The sequence below is a fragment of the Reyranella sp. genome, assembly GCF_044224635.1.
Taxonomy (GTDB): Bacteria; Pseudomonadota; Alphaproteobacteria; order Reyranellales; family Reyranellaceae; genus Reyranella.
Genome location: NZ_JBGAKA010000029.1, coordinates 88,834 through 104,772 on the forward strand (window position 1 = coordinate 88,834; position 15,939 = coordinate 104,772).

Consider the following 15,939-nt stretch of genomic DNA (forward strand, 5'->3'; position numbering starts at 1 on the left):
CCTTGGTGGTGGTGGTAGGGTTTCAGACTATCACATCAACGCATTCTTTGCCGGGAGCGCGCCACTCCGTGGCGCGTTCCCGGCGATGAATCAGACCGGAGCCGCCTTCCAGAAGTAGCGCTTGAAGCCGCCGCGCATGGTGTCGTTGTCGCGGATGCGGAAGGTCATGCGCATCTTGGCGCCGACTTTCACCTGTTCCTTGTCGCTGTCGGTGAAGTCGGCCATGAAGCGGCCGCCCTCGGGGAACGTGATCATGCCGTAGTAGGCCGGCGGGTCCGGCGAGTAGGTGAGCGAGTCGGCGGTGAACGACATCACGTTCGCCTCCAGGCCGGCCATGGCGTACGGATCCTGGCTGTCGACGGCGTGGCAGTTGGGATTGACGCAGACCTGGCTGCGCGGGAACTGCACCGTGCCGCACACCTTGCACTTGCCGCCGACCAGGCCGTAGATCATGTCGCGCTTGCGCCACAGCACCGACAGCGCGGTCTTCTTGTCGAACTCGGCGCGCATGCCCTTCTCGATCGGCAGCATCTCGTTGAAAGCGAGGAACTTCATGTAGTTCTTCTCTTCCTTGCGCCGCGCCATCCAGCCCGACAGGCCCTTGCGCTTGGGCAGCTTGGCGTTCTCGGCGGTGACCTCGAACACCAGGATGTCGACGCCCTGGCCGAACGCGACAACCATGATCCTGTCGCCTTGCTTGGCGGTCTCCAGCGCATCGACCAGCATGACCAGCGCATGCGCCGAGCCGGTATCACCGAGCGTCGCGCCCAACAGGTCACGCACCGCGCCGTCGGCCACGCCGCAGATCTTGGCCATCTGGCGCGGCACCGCCGGCATCGGGCTCGGCATGATGAAGTGGGTGATGTCGCTGCCCTTGAGCTTGCAGGCCGCGAGCGCCGCCTTGATCGCCGGCGGGACGATCTTCGAGTAGCCCTCGTCGCGGATCCAGCGCTCTTCCCAGCCATAGTCGAAGTCGGTCTCGTCGCCGCGGAAATGGTCGACAAAGTCCATCGACACCGAGTGATGGCCGACCAGCTTGGCAATGACGTTCTCGGTGCCGCACAGCAACGCCGCGGCGCCGTCGCCGTAGTTCAGCTCGCTGGCCGAGGCGACGCGGGCCATCCGCTTGTCGGCGGCGGCGACCAGCGAGGGCGCGCCGCCCTTCGAGGCATTCAGGCCGGCGATCAGCGCCGACGTGCCGGCCTTCTGCGAGCCGCCGACGTCGGACGCGAGCAGGTTCTGCTCGATCGACAGCGCCGTGCCGATCACGCCGGCATTCTGGCGATCCTTGAAGGGATGCGTGGTCGAGGCGAAGTAGAGGTTGCGGACGTCCTCGGCCTTGTGGCTGGTCAGGCAGTCGCGCGACGCCTCGACCGCCATGGTGATCGAATCCTCGTCCCAATTGGCCATCGACCGCTCGCCCTTGGCCAGGCCGCGCAGGCCGGCGGCGAACCACTTGTTGGCGTCGTACACCGCCTGACGATTGAGACGCAGGCGCGGCACATAGGCCCCATAGGCCACGATTCCGACCATTCTTCTCTTTCCTCCTGCTGTCCGGCGCCGACGCCGGCTCATGAACGAGCGTTTATGTATGCGCTCTTAGCGCGCCCCGGCGGGCGGGGCGAGCCGCAAATGAGCATAACAGCCAACAACGTGGAATTAACGTCCGGCCTGCGGAACCGGCTGTGGGCCAGCCTGAGGGGGCATCTCGCGCACCACGTTGCGGTAGCCCGAATCCGGCGGCAGATGCATGTAGCGCTTGCCGTCGCGGCTCTCGACCCACGGCTGCACCGTGACGATGCGGCGGGCCTTGGCCTGCGCGATCGCCGCGCCGACGGTATCCGCCTCGGCCAGCAGCTCGAGGTTTTTCAGCGTGGCATGAACCAGCGTGCGCCGGCCTGCTTCCGCCTCGTCGATGGCCGCCTGCGCACCGATCCACACCGAATCGACCGATTCGGAACCGTCATGCAGGGCGTCCTGCTCGGCCGGCGCCTCGGCGACGAAAAACCAGGTATCGAAGCGCCTGGGGGCGAACACCGGCGTGATCCAATGGGCGTAGGGCGTCATCAGCTCCGTCGCCAGCTCGAGATCCTCGGCCTCGACAAGGTCGACGATGCTGGCCTCGTCCTTAGCAAGCTTGTCGCGCCAGCGCTGCTCGATCGGCGCCAGCTCGGCGGCGGTGACCAGCGCGCTCGAGCCGCGCCGACCTTGGCCGCGCTTGTGGGCGAGCAGGATGCCGCACTCCTCGAACGCCTCGCGGATGCCTGCGATGCGGAACTTCAGCTCCTCGTCGCCGAGCGCCGCCGCGCCGGTCGAGCGCGCGCGCAGCCGCGCATCGCCGTCGGCATCCTCGAGCTTGCCGCCGGGGAACACCAGCGCACCCGAAAAGGCGTCGATCTGCTGATGGCGCACCACCATGAAGACTTCGGGCGGCGCGGCGGCATCGCCGCGCCGCGACGGACGCAGCAGCAGCACGGTGGTGGCGGGCCGGGGCACCGGCGGTTGCTTCTTCGGTTCGGTCATCTCTGCCTGTGATACTGGATTTGGCGCATTTTCCCATACTCGTCGCGACAGTGCCATCGATGGCGTGTATTCTTCATCGGGCCGTTCCGCAGAGAAGGAGAACGACATGACGATGGCGAACAGCTCCTCCCCGCACAACCTGGGCGAGGGCATCCGCACGCTGCGTGCCAAGTGGGGTTGGATCGTGGCGCTGGGCGTCGTCTTCATGCTCGCGGGCGTGATCGCGCTGGGCAGCGTGATCGCCGCCACCGCCTCGGCGGTGCTGGTCATCGGCATCATGATGATCATGGGCGGCGCAGCGGAGATCATCGCCGCCTTCAGCGTCAAGACCTGGGGCAGGTTCGCTTTCTGGTTGCTCCTCGGCCTTCTCTATGTCGGCGCCGGCGTCATCTGCATCCTGGACCCGTTCAAGGCGGCGACCATCCTCACCCTGTTCCTCGGCGTCGCGCTGATGGTCGGCGGCATCGTCCGCATGTTCCTGGCCTGGCACATGCGCGAAGCCGGCAAGCCGTGGGGTTGGGTCGTGGTGTCGGGCATCGTCACCCTGCTGCTCGGCCTGATCATCTTCGCCAAGTGGCCCTACTCGTCCGAGTACACGCTGGGCATCTTCCTCGGCGTCGACCTGATCTTCATCGGGTCGAGCTGGCTGACCATCGGCATGGCGCTGAGAAAGAAGCGAGCCTGAGCGGCCCCTCCTTCATGCGCCGCGAGGAAGATCATCCCTCGGTCAGCTGCGGGTGGTCGGCGTTGGCGATGCCGACCAGCACGGTCTGCGGATCGGCGGTGACGGCATCGAGCAGTGCTCGCGCGTAGGTCGCATCGGTCGCCGCCGACCACGGCGCCGCGGCCCCGTCCTGCTCCTGCATGTACTCGAGGTTGACGGCGACCTTGCTCATCAAGGTCGTGATGTCCTGCCCGGCAGTGCTGTTCTGGGCACCACCGATGATGCTGATGACGACGTCGCCCGCGTCCTTGCCAGCCTGCAGCGCCTGCCTGATCTGGCTCGTCCAGTAGGCCGCACCGGTCTCGTCCGGCGCGCGCCCGAACAGGTTGTCGTAGACGTTGCCGAGAAATGCTCCGATCTCGGCGTCGCTGGCGCCCTGCGGGCGGGCGAGAAACGGATGGAGCCCCTGGGCCTCGTCACTCGCGGCGAACGAGCGGGCGATACTGGCGAGCGACATCGAGTCGCTCCTGTCGAGCCAGTAGTCGAAGCCGGCGGCGTCGGCGCCGCGGCCGAGGAAGCCGGTGTAGAGCGCACCGATCTGCTGCTCGTGCGTCAGCGCCAGCACGCCCAGCGTCTGCGCGCCCGTCAGTGGCGTGACGTGGATGGCCACCTCGGCGTCGCCGCTGCCGTTGGCGCCGGTGGCGCGGTAGGTGAAGCCATCGATGCCGACGAAGCCAGCGGTGGGCGTGTAGTCGAAGCTGCCATCGGCCGCGAGTGTCAGCGTCCCGTGCGCCGGGCCGGCGAGCACCGCCGCCGTTGTCGGCACCGAGCCCTCGTCGTTGGTCAGCACGCCGGCCGTTGCCGCGATGTGCAGTGCCTGGCCCTGCAGGACCACATAGGCATCGTCGTGCGCCTCCATGTCGTCGTTGACGACGACCGAGCCCGCGGTGCCGGTGCCGATCCGCAGATTGGTCGACGGGTTGGACAGGATGACGCTGTAACCTTCGTCGGCGCCGGCGGCATGATCGCCGGCAATCTCGATGACCAACGTCTTCGTCGTCTCGCCAACGGCGAAGCTCACCGTGCCGACCGGCAACGCACCGCCGGCGAAATCGGCGGCATTGACCGGATGGCCGCCGGCGCCCGTCACCGCATAGGCGACGCTGTGCGCGACCGAGCTGTCGCCGGTCAGCGTCAGGGTGAAGGTGAACGACGTCGCGCCGGCATTGCCTTCGGCGTGCTGCGCGCTCGCCGCGGCGATCGACACGCTCGCAGTGTCGTCATCGACGATGACGGCGGATGTCGAGCCGCTGCCGATGGCCAGGCCACCGTAGGTGGCGCCGAGCGCGATCGTGAAGGTCTCGTCCGCCTCCATCGTGCGGTCGGCTGCCACCAGCACCGTCACCGTCTTGCCGGTCTCGCCGGCAGCGAACGTCACCGTGCCTTGCGGCAGCGCGCCGCCGAAATCGGCGAGGGCGGCCGGATGGTCACCGGTGCCGAACGCCCACCAGTCAACCATCTGCTGGATCGACGACGCATGATCGAGCGAGACCGTGAAGGTGAAGGCGGTCGTGCCGCTCTGGCCCTCGGCCTGCGCGGTCGACAGGGCGGCGATCGACACGACGGGACGGTCGTCGTTGGCGATGGTTCCCGATGCGGAAGACTGGCCGAGAGAAAGGCCTGACGTCGCATTGGAAAGCGTGACGACGAAGTCCTCGTCGGGTTCCGCCGCCGTGTCGCCCGCCACGGCGATCGTCACCAGCTTGCTGGTTTCACCCGGGGCGAAGCTCACGCTGCCCGAAGGCAAAGCGCCGCCGAAATCGGCTGCTTCAGCCCCATGGGGGCCGGTTCCCGTCACCGTCCAATCGACGGACTGCGCTGCGACGCCGGCGCGGTCGAGGGTCACCGTGAAGACGAAGGACCGCGCGCCATCATCGCCTTCGGGCCCGACAGCCGCGCTGGCCGAGATCGACACCACCGCCTTGTCGTCGTTCAGAATGGTCCCGCCGGCCGTCGCGTTGCCCAGCACGACATCCGAACTCACCGTCGACAGCGTGAGCGTGAAACCTTCGCCATGCTCCACGGCGCCGTCGCTCGCCACCCACACCGTCACGAGCTTGCTGGTTTCGCCTGACGCAAACGACACGAAGCCGGACGGCAGCACGCCGCCGAAGTCGATCGCATCCGCCGCCTGAGAGCCGGAGCCGACGACCGACCAGCCGACGGTCTGGCCGGTCACGCCGGCCCGATCGAGAGACACCAGGAACGTGAACGGCGTGAAGACGTCGGTCCCCTCCGCCACCGTGGCTGACTGTGCCGCGACCGAGACGACGGCCTTGTCGTCGTTCTGGATCGTGCCGGTCGCCGACGTGGTGACCATCGCCAGGCCCGGGGACGCATTGGCCAGGGTGACGACGAAGCCTTCGGCGAACTCCACGGCGCTGTCGGCCGCCACCATCACGGTCACGAGCTTGCTGGTTTCGCCTGTTGCGAAGCTCACGCTGCCGGCTGGCAACGTACCGCCGAAATCAGCGGCATTGGCGGCATAGAAACCCGCGCCGGCGACGCTCCAGTCGATCGTCTGCCCCGATGCGGGCGGGCGATCGAGAGCGACCTCGAAGGTGAACGCGGTCATGCCGCTGCTGCCTTCCGGCTTGCTGGCCGACAATGCCGTGATCGACACCAGGGACTTGTCGTCGTTCAGGATCGTGCCGTTTGCCGTCGCGGTCCCGATCACGAGGCCCGCTGAGGCGCCGGACAGCGTCACGGTGAATCCTTCGTTGAACTCGACCCTGGTATCCCCGGCCACGGCGACCACGATCGTCCGGCTGATCTCGCCTGGCGCGAACGACACCACGCCCGCGGCGAACGGACCGACAAAGTCGAATGCATCGGTCGGACGGGCACCCGAGCCGCCCACCGACCAGACGACCGACTGCGGCGTGACGGCGGCCTGATCGAGGTTGACGACGAAGGTCAGCGGCGTGGTGCCGGCATCGCCTTCGGCCATCGTCGCCGTGACGGCGGCGATCGACACGACCGGCGTGTCGTCGTTCTGGATGATGGCGCTCGCCGAGCCGACAGCGACCACGAGACCGGTCGACGGGCCGTACAGCGTCACGCTGAAATCCTCGTCGAACTCGACAGCGCCGTCGCCCGTTGCCAGGATCGTCAGCGTCCTGCTGGTCTCGCCGGGCGTGAAGGTGACGGTGCCGGCCGGCATGAATCCGCCGAAATCGGTACCGTCGGCGCCGCGCGGGCCATCGCCAACGACGATCCATTGGACAGTCTGCAGGGCGCCGAGGTCGCCCGCACGAGTGACGGTGAAGCTGTAAGCCTTGGTTCCGGCCAATCCTTCAGCCTGGACCGCTTGCGCCGGCACCACTGACACACTGACACTCGACGCCATTCAATCGCCTCCCAAGATCGGCAGCCCACACCCGTTCACGCGCGCGTTCGCCCTCCCAAAGGCCGCGCTGCCCCGACGGACCCGCAAGCGTCCGCTTCCCTGTCCTGATTTCCCCACCCGGTCGGCATCGACTTCATGGTCGAGGCCATACAGTGACTTCTATACTATGCACCTGGGCGGAATTGAAGGCGAATTCCAGGCAAAAGCCTGACGGCTGAATTCGCATTCGGCGTTCTTGCGGACCGCGAACGTCTCGCGCTCATGATTCCGAGGCAGCGAAACGCTCGCGGTCCGCAAGAGCCCGAACGTTTCCCCGTGTGCTAAGACGACCATCGATGCGTACCTACGTTTGTCTTCCCGGCGCCTGGATGGGCGCGTGGTCGTGGCAATTCGTGCTGGAGCGGCTCAGCGCCGCCGGCCACGATGCCCGTGCCCTGCCTTTTCGTGGCGTCGGCGAGCGCGCCGACGAACTCTCGCCGGCGCTCGACAACGACGTGTTCGCGGCCGACACCATCGCGACCCTGGAACATGAAGACCTGCGCGACATCGTGCTGGTGGGCCACAGCTTCGGCAGCCTGATCGCGTCGCTGGTCACCGACCGCATTCCCGAGCGGATCGGCCACCTCGTGATCATCGATGGCGGCATTGCCCAGGACGGCCAGTCGATCTTCGGCCGCATCCCGGCCGCGATCGCCGACAAGCGTCGCACCCTGGTCAAGGTGGTGAACGACACCGAGGTTCTGCCGTTCGCGCCCGTCGGCAGCCTGATCATCGACGATCCCGAGTTGGCGGCGTGGACGCATCGCCAGCTCACACCCCATCCGGTCGCCTGCTACACCAAGCCGATCCGCCTCGTGAACCCTGCCGGCAACGGCCGGCCGATGACCTATATCGCCTGCACCAGCCCGCGCTATCCGGTGTCGGCCGGCATGCACGAGAAGGTGCAGGCGATGCCGCATATCCGCTATCGCCCGATCGCGGCCGGGCACAATTGCATCATCTCGGCGCCCGAGCTGGTCGCCCGCGAGCTGCTGGAGATCCCGCAATGACCGAGCAGCTCATGATCCTGGTGGCCGGCCCCTACCGCTCCGGCACCAACGATGACCCGCTGCTGATCCAGCGCAACGTCGACGCCATGGAGGACATGGCGCTGGCAGTATTCCGCCGCGGCCATCTCCCGGTGCTCGGCGAATGGTTCGCCCTTCCGCTGCTGAAGCACGCGGGCTCGACGGCGATCGGCGACGCGGTGTTCGACGAGATCTTCCATCCCGTGGCGCGCGAGCTGATCGGCAAGTGCGATGCAGTGCTGCGCATCGGCGGCTCCTCGACCGGCGCCGACGACATGGTCGCGACCGGTCGCAAGCTCGGCCGGCGCATCTTCCACGATCTGTCGGAAATTCCCGAGCGGCAGCGATGAATGAGCTGCCGGTTTCTTCCCGACCGCAAGCGTCCCGCTCGCCCCAGAGGTATGGGCGAGCGGGACGCTCGCGGTCCGGAAGGGCACGAGCTGACGACTCGGAATGGATGCCAACCGCCCGATGAAAAGAGAGCGTGCCTTGCCTCGCCGGCGCCGCTGGACCGATCCGCTGGTCATCTCGGTCAATGCGCTGGGGCTGACCCAGATCACCGCCTGGGGCACGAGCTACTATTGTCTCGGCGTGCTCGCCAAGCCGATCGGCGCCGACACCGGATGGAGCACCGGCACGATCTTTCTCGGCTTCAGCGTCGCCTTGGTGGTGATGGGGCTGATCTCGACCTGGGTCGGCCGATTGATCGACCGCGCGGGAGCGCGCACCGTCATGTCGATCGGAACGATCATCGTGTCGTCGGGCCTGCTGGCATTGTCGCAGGTGCACGCCGTCGCGACATACATCGCCGTCTGGGCCATGATCGGCATCGGGATGCGCTGCTGCCTCTACGATGCGGCATTCGCCGCCCTGGTACAGGTCGTGCCGAGCCGCGGCCGCGCGGCCATCTCCTATCTCACGCTCTACGGCGCCTACGCGTCGACCATATTCTGGGTGATCGGCCACTATCTCAACGACGCCTATGGCTGGCGCAACACGCTGCTGATCTTCGCAGCGGTCAACCTCGTCGTCTGCCTGCCGCTCAACTGGCTTGGCCTGACATGGCGCGAGACGACTGTCGCGCCGGCCGCGGACGTCAAAGCCTCCGCCACGCCGGACAGCGCGCCGGCGCTGGAAGGACGCCTGCGCGTGATCGGCATCGCCCTGTTCGCGCTCATCATGTCGCTTAACGGCTTCGTGTTCGGCGTTGTTTCCCTGCAGCTCGTGCCCCTGCTCGAGGCGGCCGGATTGGCCGGCGCCGTCGCGGTTTGGGTCGCCTCGCTGAAAGGCCATGGCCAGTTTGCCGGTCGCCTGGTCGAGATCTTCTTCGCCAGGAACCTCAAGGCGATGACGGTCGCTCGCATCGCGATCGGCGTCCTGCCGGCGGCGCTGGTGCTGCTCATGCTGGCTCATGGCGAGCTTGTGCTGCTCGTCGCCTTCACCGTGCTGCTCGGCGCCTCGCAGGGCGTGATCACGATCGTGCGCGGCGCCGTCCCCCTCGCCCTGTTCGGCACCAAGGGCTATGGCGCGGTGCTCGGGCTGATCGCCACGCCGATCCTGCTGGTCAATGCCTTCTCGCCAACCGTGTTCGCTCTGATCGTCGAGCAGATCGGCTGGCAGAACGCCTTCAACGCGTTGCTCGTCTGCGCGATCCTGAGCTGGCTGGCGATCGAGCTGATGTCGCGTCCTCTATCTCTATGAGCGCCACGGAGTGGCGCGCTCCCGGCCATGACCGAGCCGCTCGCGGTCCGAAAGAGCATGAACCTGGGCCTTGCGATTCGTCGGCGCTTGGCTACGGTCCGCCGCATGAAATCGCCACCCTATCCCGTGCCCGATCTCGATCTCGGCGCCCCACTCGACATCCATCGCGCCACCGTCCTGCCCGAGTGGATCGACTGGAACGGGCACATGAATGTCGGGTTCTACGTCGTCGCCTTCGACAAGGCGACCGACGCGCTGTTCGCCCAGTTCGGCTGCAGCTGGGAGTACACGCGCGAGAAGATCGGCATGACCTTCGTGCTCGAAGCACATGTCACCTACGACCGCGAGGTCAAGGAGGGCGACCCGCTGCGTATCACGACGCAGGTCCTCGACTACGACGCCAAGCGCCTGCACGTCATCCACGCCATGTATCACGCCACCGAAGGCTACCTCGCCGCCACCAACGAGCTGATGCTGATGAACATCGACTACGCCACCCGCCGTTCCGCGCCGTGGCCCGACTTCGCCATGGAGCGGCTGCACAGGCTGGCCGCCGCCCACAAGGACCTGCCCGTGCCGCCGCAAGCCGGCCGCGTCATCGGCATCAAGCGCAAGAGCTGATCGATGCTCGATTCCTTGCCGTATGAGCTTCCCGAGCTGGTGACGCGGGCGCCGCTCGACATCCACCGCTCGGTCGTGCTGCCCGAGTGGGTCGACTGGAACGGCCATATGAACGTCGCCTTCTACGTATCGGCCTTCGACCAGGCGTCAGGTGCCTTCATGCGCAACATGGGGCTGGGTCGCCGCTACGTCGACGGCAAGCTCGGCATGACGTTCGTGCTCGAGACGCACGTCACCTACGATCGCGAGATGCGCGGCGGCGCCCCGATGCGCTTCGTCACCCAACTGCTGGCGCGCGACGCCAAGCGCGTCCACCTCTATCACGACATGTACCACGCCGAGCAGGGCTACCTCGCCGCGACCAACGAGGCGATCGTGATGAACATCGACTACGTGAGCCGCCGCTCGGCGCCATGGCCTGCCCCGGTGGCCGAGCGGCTGGAGACGCTGTGGCAGGCGCACCGGCATCTGCCCCGGCCGGCCAACGCCGGCCGAGTGATGGGGCTGAAGAAGTAGGCGCGCCGGGCGGCTTCAAGCCCTCCTGCATCGATCAACAACGTCCTCATCCTGAGGAGCGAGCGCGGCGAGCGTCTCGAAGGATGCGCGACGGAGACCGTCGTTGGTGCCCATCCTTCGAGACGCGCCCTTCGGGCGCTCCTCAGGATGAGGTGGATGGGTGGCGAGAGGGAGCTATCCGCCCCTACTCCTGCGCCAGCGCCTCGAGCGCCTCGCCGCTCAGCCGATAGGGCAGCCAGTTGCGGATCCACCTGAAGCCGAGGCGCTCGTAAAACCCGCGCGCCGGATTCCAGTCGAGCACATTGAGGTCGATGCGCTTGTAGCCCTTGGCGACGCACTCCTTCGCCAATGCACCCATCAGGGCGCGGGCGACGCCGCCTCGACGCTCCTCGGGCACGACCCAGATGTCCTCGATGAAGACGCCGCGTGCCGCGGTCCAGACCGAGTAGTTGAAGGTGTAAAGCGCGAAGCCCAGCGGCTTGCCGGCGCGCTCGGCGACCAGGGCGGCGAACTGCGGATTGTCGCCAAAGCCGTCGCGCGCCAGCGTCTGCGGACTTGAACGCACGGCGTCGGGCTCGTCCTCGTAGGTCGCGAGATCGACGGAGAAACGATGCAGCAGGTCGACGTCGTCGACCGTCGCCGGACGCACGATCAGGTCGGTCGTCATGAGATTGCGACCAGTAACGGATAAGGCATTTCATTTGTGACGTCACTTCTGTCATCCCGAGCGTAGCGAGGGACCCTTGTTGCGGCCTCAAAGGTCCCTCGCAGCGCTCGGGATGACAGCGTTACTGTTTCGATCAAGGTCAATCGTCGGCCTCCAGCGCCGTCCAGACCTCGCGGTCGCGCTCGACCGTCCAGATGCGCGGATGGTCGAGGCCCTTGGCCTCGTCGTAGGCGCGCGACACGTCGAACGGCATGACGTGCTCGAAGATCGCCCATTTACCGTAGCGCGGCTGCAACAGCCCCATCGCCTTGTCGTAAGCCTGCTTCAGCGTCTCGCCCGCCTCGGCGCTGGCCGATGCGGCACCGTAGAGATCGGCCAGGAACATCTCCGTGTCGCCTATTCCCTGCCCGACCGCGTCCTCGCCGATCAACGGATCGCCGCGCCCCGGCACCAGGGCCTGCGGCGCGAGCTCGCGCAATCGAGCGAGCGTCCGCGGCCAGTCCTTGAGATGGCCGTCTCCGGCGTAGGGCGTGGCGCCGGCCTCGACCAGGTCGCCGCTGAACAAGGTGCGCTCCTCAGGCAGCCAGACGATCGTGTCGCCCTTGGTATGGCCGCGCCCGGCATGGAGGATGTCGACCTGCAGCTTGCCCAGCCAGATCGTCATGCGATCGCGAAAGGTGATGGTGGGCCAAGTGAGCCCTGGGATCGTGTCCATCGACTTGAACAGACGGGGGAAGCGCTGGGCTTCCGACTTGAAGTCCTGCGCACCGCGCTCGACGATCAGGTCACGCGTCGCCTCGCTGCTGATGACATGCTGTGGCGCAAAGGCGGTAGCGCCCAATGCCCGCAGGGCATGGTAGTTCGACAGCACCACGTACTTTATCGGCTTGTCGGTGACGCTGCGCACATGCTCGATCACCGATTCGGCAGTGCGTGGCGTCGCCTGCGCGTCGACCACCATCACTGAATCGTCGCCGACCACCACGCCGGTATTGGGATCGCCGTCGGCGGTGAACGCGTAGGCATTCTCCGACACGCGGCTGAACGTGACGCGTCGCTCCGCCGTGTCCGCCTGTGAAGCGAAAGGCCTTGCCATCGAACTCTCCCCGCCGTTGGCCGGCCGCAGCCTCAGTCGGAGCCGAACCTGTGGTAGTAGCGCGCGCGGTCACCGGTGCGGACGGTCACGTCGAAGGAGTCACTGTCGCGCTCCATGCGCAGGGTCACCGTCGTGCCCGCCGGTCCGCTGGCCCACAGCTTGCGATAGAAGTCGGCGACGTCGTCGAGCACCTCGCCATTCAGTGCCTGCAGGATGTCGCCGCGCTGCAGGCCGGCGCGGTCGGCCGGCCCGCCATCGGAGATGCCGCCGACCACGAGGTTGCCCATGTGCTCGAGGGTAATAAGGCCGAGCCACGGACGCGCCGGTGTCGCCAGGCGCCCGGTGCCGACCAGTTCCTGGAAGATCGGCCTGAGGCGGTTGATAGGCACGTACATGTTGCCGGGGAAGGCAGGCGCGCCCGGCCCCAACGCCTCCTGGACCAGCAGCGAGCCGACGCCGAGCAGGGTGCCGTCCTGGCCGATCAGCGCCGAGCCGCCCCACAGCGGATAGGCGGGCACGGTGAAGATCGCATTCTCGAGCAGATACTCCCAGTAGCCGGCGAACTCGCGGCGGCCGGCGACCTTGACCTTGAGCGTCGCCTTCTCGCCGCCGAGGCCGGCGACGAAGGCCTCGCTGCGCAGCTCCAGGACATCGGAGTCGCCGAAGCGCATCGGCCGGAAGCCCATCGGCTGCTCGGTCCGCACCAGGCCGAAGCCGCTCTCGTAATCGTAGCCGACGATGTAGGCCGGCCACTCGTTGCCCTCGATGTCGGTGATCGTCACCGTGCTGGCTTCCATGATCAGGTAGCCGATGGTGACGATCAGGCCCTGATCGTCGATCAGGATGCCGTGGCCCTCGCGCTCGGTGCCGAGCGTCTGGGCAGAGCGGCGATCCTTGGGGATGGTCGTGCGCAGGCCGACCACGGCGGGCAGCGCGGCGGCAATCGGCGCCGGCAGGTTGGATACCCCGGGCATCCGCGCCTCGACCGCTTCCCGGCCCGTCGGATGATGACCCGCACCGTTCGATGAACCGTTCAACCCTCGGGCCATGGCCAGACTCCCATAATTGTACTTGCCTATCCCAACGGCGACGGAATCGCCCGGTCACCGCGGGAAGACATGCCGGGTCCCCGTCCATCCAAGATAGGCGTATGCTGCCCCGATTGCTATATGACGCTGCATGGCGCCCCCCGCCGATCCGTTTGAAATCACCGACGATCCGGTGCCCTCCGACCCGCAGCCGGCGCGGCGCGCCGTCGTGCCCTCCGCCCACCTGGAGGGCCTGAACGAGCAGCAACGGCTGGCGGTGACGCACGACGCCGGGCCTTTGCTGGTGCTGGCGGGTGCCGGCACCGGCAAGACGCGCGTGCTCACCACCCGGATCGCCCATCTGTTGATCACCGGGCGCGCCCGGCCGGCGCAGATCCTGGCCGTCACCTTCACCAACAAGGCGGCGCGCGAGATGCTCGATCGGGTCGCCGGCCTGATCGGCGGCGTCGCCGACGGCATGTGGCTCGGCACCTTCCATTCGGTCGGCGTGCGCGTGCTGCGCCGTCACGCCGAGCTGGTCGGGCTCAAGAGCAATTTCACCATCCTCGACACCGACGACCAGACGCGGCTGATCAAGCAGCTGCTGCAAGCCGAGGGGATAGATGACAAGAAATGGCCGGCGCGCATCCTGTCGGGCATCATCCAGCGCTGGAAGGATCGCGCGCTGCCGCCCGACAAGGTCGCGCGCGACGATGCCGGCGATTTCGCCAACGGCAAGTCGGTCGAGATCTATCGCCAGTACCAGCAGCGCCTCGCCGAGGTGAACGCCGTCGATTTCGGCGACCTGGTGATGCACTGCGTGACCTTGTGGCAGCAACACCCCGACATCCTGGCCGTCTACCATCGCCGCTTCCGCCACATCCTGGTCGACGAGTACCAGGACACCAACGTGGCCCAGTATCTGTGGCTGCGGCTGCTGGCGCAGGGCACGCCCGACGTCTGCTGCGTGGGCGACGACGACCAGTCGATCTACGGCTGGCGCGGCGCCGAGGTCGGCAACATCCTGCGCTTCGAGAAGGATTTCCCGGGCGCCACGATCGTCCGCCTGGAGCGCAACTACCGCTCGACCCCGCATATCCTGGCCGCCGCCTCGCACCTGATTTCGCATAATGAGGGCCGACTCGGGAAAACCCTGTGGACAGATCTCAAGGAGGGCGAGCGTATCTCGTTGCGCGGCGTGTGGGACGGCGACGAGGAGGCGCGCACGATCGGCGAGGAGATCGAGGCCCTGCAGCGCGACAAGCATGCGCTTGGCCAGATCGCCATCCTGGTGCGCGCCGGCTTCCAGACGCGCGAGTTCGAGGAGCGATTCATCACCCTCGGCCTGCCCTACCGGGTGATCGGCGGACCGCGCTTCTACGAGCGCGCCGAGATCCGCGATGCGCTGGCCTACTGCCGGGTGACCGTGCAGCACGACGACGATCTGGCGTTCGAGCGGATTTTCAACACGCCACGCCGCGGCCTCGGCGACTCCGCGCTGCGCGTCCTGCGAATCGTCCAGCGAGCCCAGAAAGTGTCGCTGTTCGAGGCGGCGCGGCGGGCGCTCGAGACAGACGAACTCAAGGCACGGCCGCGCAAGGTGCTGGGCGATCTGGTGCGCAATTTCGAGCGCTGGCGCTCCATGCTCGACGGCATCAGCCACATCGAGGTGGTCGAGAGCATGCTCGACGAGTCGGGCTACACCGACATGCTGCGGCTCGACCGCTCGCCGGAGGCGGAAGGCCGGCTTGAAAATCTGAAGGAATTCGTCAACGCCCTGCAGGAATTCGATACCCTGCCCGCCTTCCTGGAGCACGTCGCCCTGCTCACCGACAATGCCGAGCGATCGGGCAGCGACATGGTCAGCATCATGACCCTGCATGCCGCCAAGGGCCTCGAGTTCGATACCGTGTTCCTGCCCGGCTGGGAGGAAGGCCTGTTCCCCAACCAGCGCGCGCTCGACGACAAGGGAATTGCCGGGCTGGAGGAGGAGCGTCGACTGGCTTATGTCGGCCTGACGCGGGCGCGCAAGCGGGCCTACGTGTCGTTCGCCGCCAACCGGCGCGTCTTCAACCAGTGGCAGGCCGCGCTGCCCTCGCGCTTCCTGCGCGAGCTGCCGAACGGCCATCTCGCCGAGAGCAGCGACGCCGGTCTCTACGCAACCTACTCGGCCGGCCATCACGGTGGCCTGCGCGACCAGGCGAGCGGCTTCGACTACGAGAGTCTCGGCGTCACCTCGGCCGGCCGGCGCACCCGCTGGCGCGACGAGACCTTCGACGACCGCCGCGCCGTCGAGGGCGACCGGCCCGAGCTCAGCGTCGGACTGCGCGTGTTCCACCAGAAGTTCGGCTACGGCCGCATCGTCGCCGTCGATGGCAACAAGCTCGACATCGAGTTCGAGAAGGCCGGCTCCAAGAAGGTCTTGGACAGCTTCATCGAGGCGGCGTGAGGTGCGTCATCACTTCTCATGTTCCTCCCCAACTCTGTTGGGGAGGTGTCGCCGTCTCCGGCGACGGAGCAACTGTGCTTTTTCAGGCGTGGGTTTTAGAGGCATGAAGAAATCTACAGTGATGGACTGTAGGCGCAGTGCGGGCGGCAGCGAGCGAGGTGACCGGCAGGCGAGGCCGACCGGTCACGACGTCATCAC

The 15,939-nt window shown here is 67.0% G+C and carries 13 protein-coding genes; 7 read left to right on the forward strand and 6 right to left on the reverse strand.

The features are described from left to right. Positions 1 to 90: 90 nt before the first annotated feature. Both ACILR9_RS23375 and ACILR9_RS23380 read right to left on the reverse strand, forming a co-directional pair. On the reverse strand, positions 91 to 1,533 hold the full coding sequence (locus tag ACILR9_RS23375; protein WP_395712363.1) for a hydroxymethylglutaryl-CoA synthase family protein: 1,443 nt from the start codon (positions 1,531 to 1,533) through the stop codon (positions 91 to 93). A gap of 126 nt (positions 1,534 to 1,659) precedes the next feature. Beyond that, complete coding sequence (locus ACILR9_RS23380) at positions 1,660 to 2,523, reverse strand: NUDIX hydrolase (RefSeq protein ID WP_395712364.1); 864 nt, start codon at positions 2,521 to 2,523, stop codon at positions 1,660 to 1,662. Between the two features lie 106 nt (positions 2,524 to 2,629). On the opposite strand from ACILR9_RS23380, the gene ACILR9_RS23385 reads away from it, so the two are divergent. Continuing rightward, positions 2,630 to 3,208: an HdeD family acid-resistance protein gene (locus ACILR9_RS23385; RefSeq protein WP_395712365.1), complete on the forward strand. Its 579-nt coding sequence runs from the start codon at positions 2,630 to 2,632 to the stop codon at positions 3,206 to 3,208. Between the two features lie 31 nt (positions 3,209 to 3,239). Here ACILR9_RS23385 and ACILR9_RS23390 read toward each other — a convergent pair whose 3' ends face one another. Beyond that, positions 3,240 to 6,596, reverse strand: coding sequence for a Calx-beta domain-containing protein (locus ACILR9_RS23390; protein WP_395712366.1), 3,357 nt, complete (start codon positions 6,594 to 6,596; stop codon positions 3,240 to 3,242). A 335-nt stretch (positions 6,597 to 6,931) separates the two neighbouring features. Between ACILR9_RS23390 and ACILR9_RS23395 the strand changes: the two genes are divergently transcribed. The 5 genes from ACILR9_RS23395 (at position 6,932) to ACILR9_RS23415 (ending at position 10,501) form a co-directional block, all read left to right on the forward strand. Next, entirely contained in the window at positions 6,932 to 7,645 is a 714-nt protein-coding gene (locus ACILR9_RS23395; RefSeq protein ID WP_395712367.1) for an alpha/beta fold hydrolase, read from the forward strand. Then, positions 7,642 to 8,013: a DUF4406 domain-containing protein gene (locus ACILR9_RS23400; protein WP_395712368.1), complete on the forward strand. Its 372-nt coding sequence runs from the start codon at positions 7,642 to 7,644 to the stop codon at positions 8,011 to 8,013. The genes ACILR9_RS23395 and ACILR9_RS23400 overlap by 4 nt, the downstream gene beginning before the upstream one ends. Positions 8,014 to 8,152: 139 nt before the next feature. Further along, the gene (locus tag ACILR9_RS23405) at positions 8,153 to 9,364 is read left to right on the forward strand and encodes an MFS transporter (RefSeq protein ID WP_395712369.1); all 1,212 of its coding nucleotides are present in this window, start codon (positions 8,153 to 8,155) and stop codon (positions 9,362 to 9,364) included. Between the two features lie 105 nt (positions 9,365 to 9,469). Continuing rightward, a complete protein-coding gene (locus ACILR9_RS23410; protein WP_395712370.1) occupies positions 9,470 to 9,985 on the forward strand; it encodes a thioesterase family protein in 516 nt (171 codons plus the stop codon). Between the two features lie 3 nt (positions 9,986 to 9,988). Then, a complete protein-coding gene (locus tag ACILR9_RS23415) occupies positions 9,989 to 10,501 on the forward strand; it encodes a thioesterase family protein (protein WP_395712371.1) in 513 nt (170 codons plus the stop codon). Positions 10,502 to 10,685: 184 nt separating this feature from the next. Here the strand turns inward: ACILR9_RS23415 and ACILR9_RS23420 are convergent, their stop codons facing one another. The 3 genes from ACILR9_RS23420 to ACILR9_RS23430 form a co-directional block, all read right to left on the reverse strand. Next, on the reverse strand, positions 10,686 to 11,168 hold the full coding sequence (locus ACILR9_RS23420) for a GNAT family N-acetyltransferase (RefSeq protein WP_395712372.1): 483 nt from the start codon (positions 11,166 to 11,168) through the stop codon (positions 10,686 to 10,688). A gap of 139 nt (positions 11,169 to 11,307) precedes the next feature. Next, positions 11,308 to 12,264: an MBL fold metallo-hydrolase gene (locus ACILR9_RS23425; RefSeq protein ID WP_395712373.1), complete on the reverse strand. Its 957-nt coding sequence runs from the start codon at positions 12,262 to 12,264 to the stop codon at positions 11,308 to 11,310. 32 nt (positions 12,265 to 12,296) lie between these two features. Then, positions 12,297 to 13,238, reverse strand: a complete 942-nt coding sequence (locus ACILR9_RS23430) for a S1C family serine protease (protein WP_395712374.1) — start codon at positions 13,236 to 13,238, stop codon at positions 12,297 to 12,299. A gap of 205 nt (positions 13,239 to 13,443) precedes the next feature. Between ACILR9_RS23430 and ACILR9_RS23435 the strand changes: the two genes are divergently transcribed. After that, complete coding sequence (locus ACILR9_RS23435; protein WP_395712375.1) at positions 13,444 to 15,741, forward strand: ATP-dependent helicase; 2,298 nt, start codon at positions 13,444 to 13,446, stop codon at positions 15,739 to 15,741. Positions 15,742 to 15,939: the final 198 nt, after the last annotated feature.

Bases quoted from the DNA above. Each gene is read 5' to 3' on its own strand.
- ACILR9_RS23415 (WP_395712371.1), top strand. From the start codon at position 9,989: ATGCTCGATTCCTTGCCGTATGAGCTTCCCGAGCTGGTGACGCGGGCG.
- ACILR9_RS23435 (WP_395712375.1), top strand. From the start codon at position 13,444: ATGGCGCCCCCCGCCGATCCGTTTGAAATCACCGACGATCCGGTGCCC.
- ACILR9_RS23420 (WP_395712372.1), bottom strand. From the start codon at position 11,168: ATGACGACCGACCTGATCGTGCGTCCGGCGACGGTCGACGACGTCGAC.
- ACILR9_RS23395 (WP_395712367.1), top strand. From the start codon at position 6,932: ATGCGTACCTACGTTTGTCTTCCCGGCGCCTGGATGGGCGCGTGGTCG.
- ACILR9_RS23380 (WP_395712364.1), bottom strand. From the start codon at position 2,523: ATGACCGAACCGAAGAAGCAACCGCCGGTGCCCCGGCCCGCCACCACC.
- ACILR9_RS23430 (WP_395712374.1), bottom strand. From the start codon at position 13,238: ATGCCCGGGGTATCCAACCTGCCGGCGCCGATTGCCGCCGCGCTGCCC.
- ACILR9_RS23425 (WP_395712373.1), bottom strand. From the start codon at position 12,264: ATGGCAAGGCCTTTCGCTTCACAGGCGGACACGGCGGAGCGACGCGTC.
- ACILR9_RS23410 (WP_395712370.1), top strand. From the start codon at position 9,470: ATGAAATCGCCACCCTATCCCGTGCCCGATCTCGATCTCGGCGCCCCA.
- ACILR9_RS23375 (WP_395712363.1), bottom strand. From the start codon at position 1,533: ATGGTCGGAATCGTGGCCTATGGGGCCTATGTGCCGCGCCTGCGTCTC.
- ACILR9_RS23400 (WP_395712368.1), top strand. From the start codon at position 7,642: ATGACCGAGCAGCTCATGATCCTGGTGGCCGGCCCCTACCGCTCCGGC.
- ACILR9_RS23390 (WP_395712366.1), bottom strand. From the start codon at position 6,596: ATGGCGTCGAGTGTCAGTGTGTCAGTGGTGCCGGCGCAAGCGGTCCAG.
- ACILR9_RS23385 (WP_395712365.1), top strand. From the start codon at position 2,630: ATGACGATGGCGAACAGCTCCTCCCCGCACAACCTGGGCGAGGGCATC.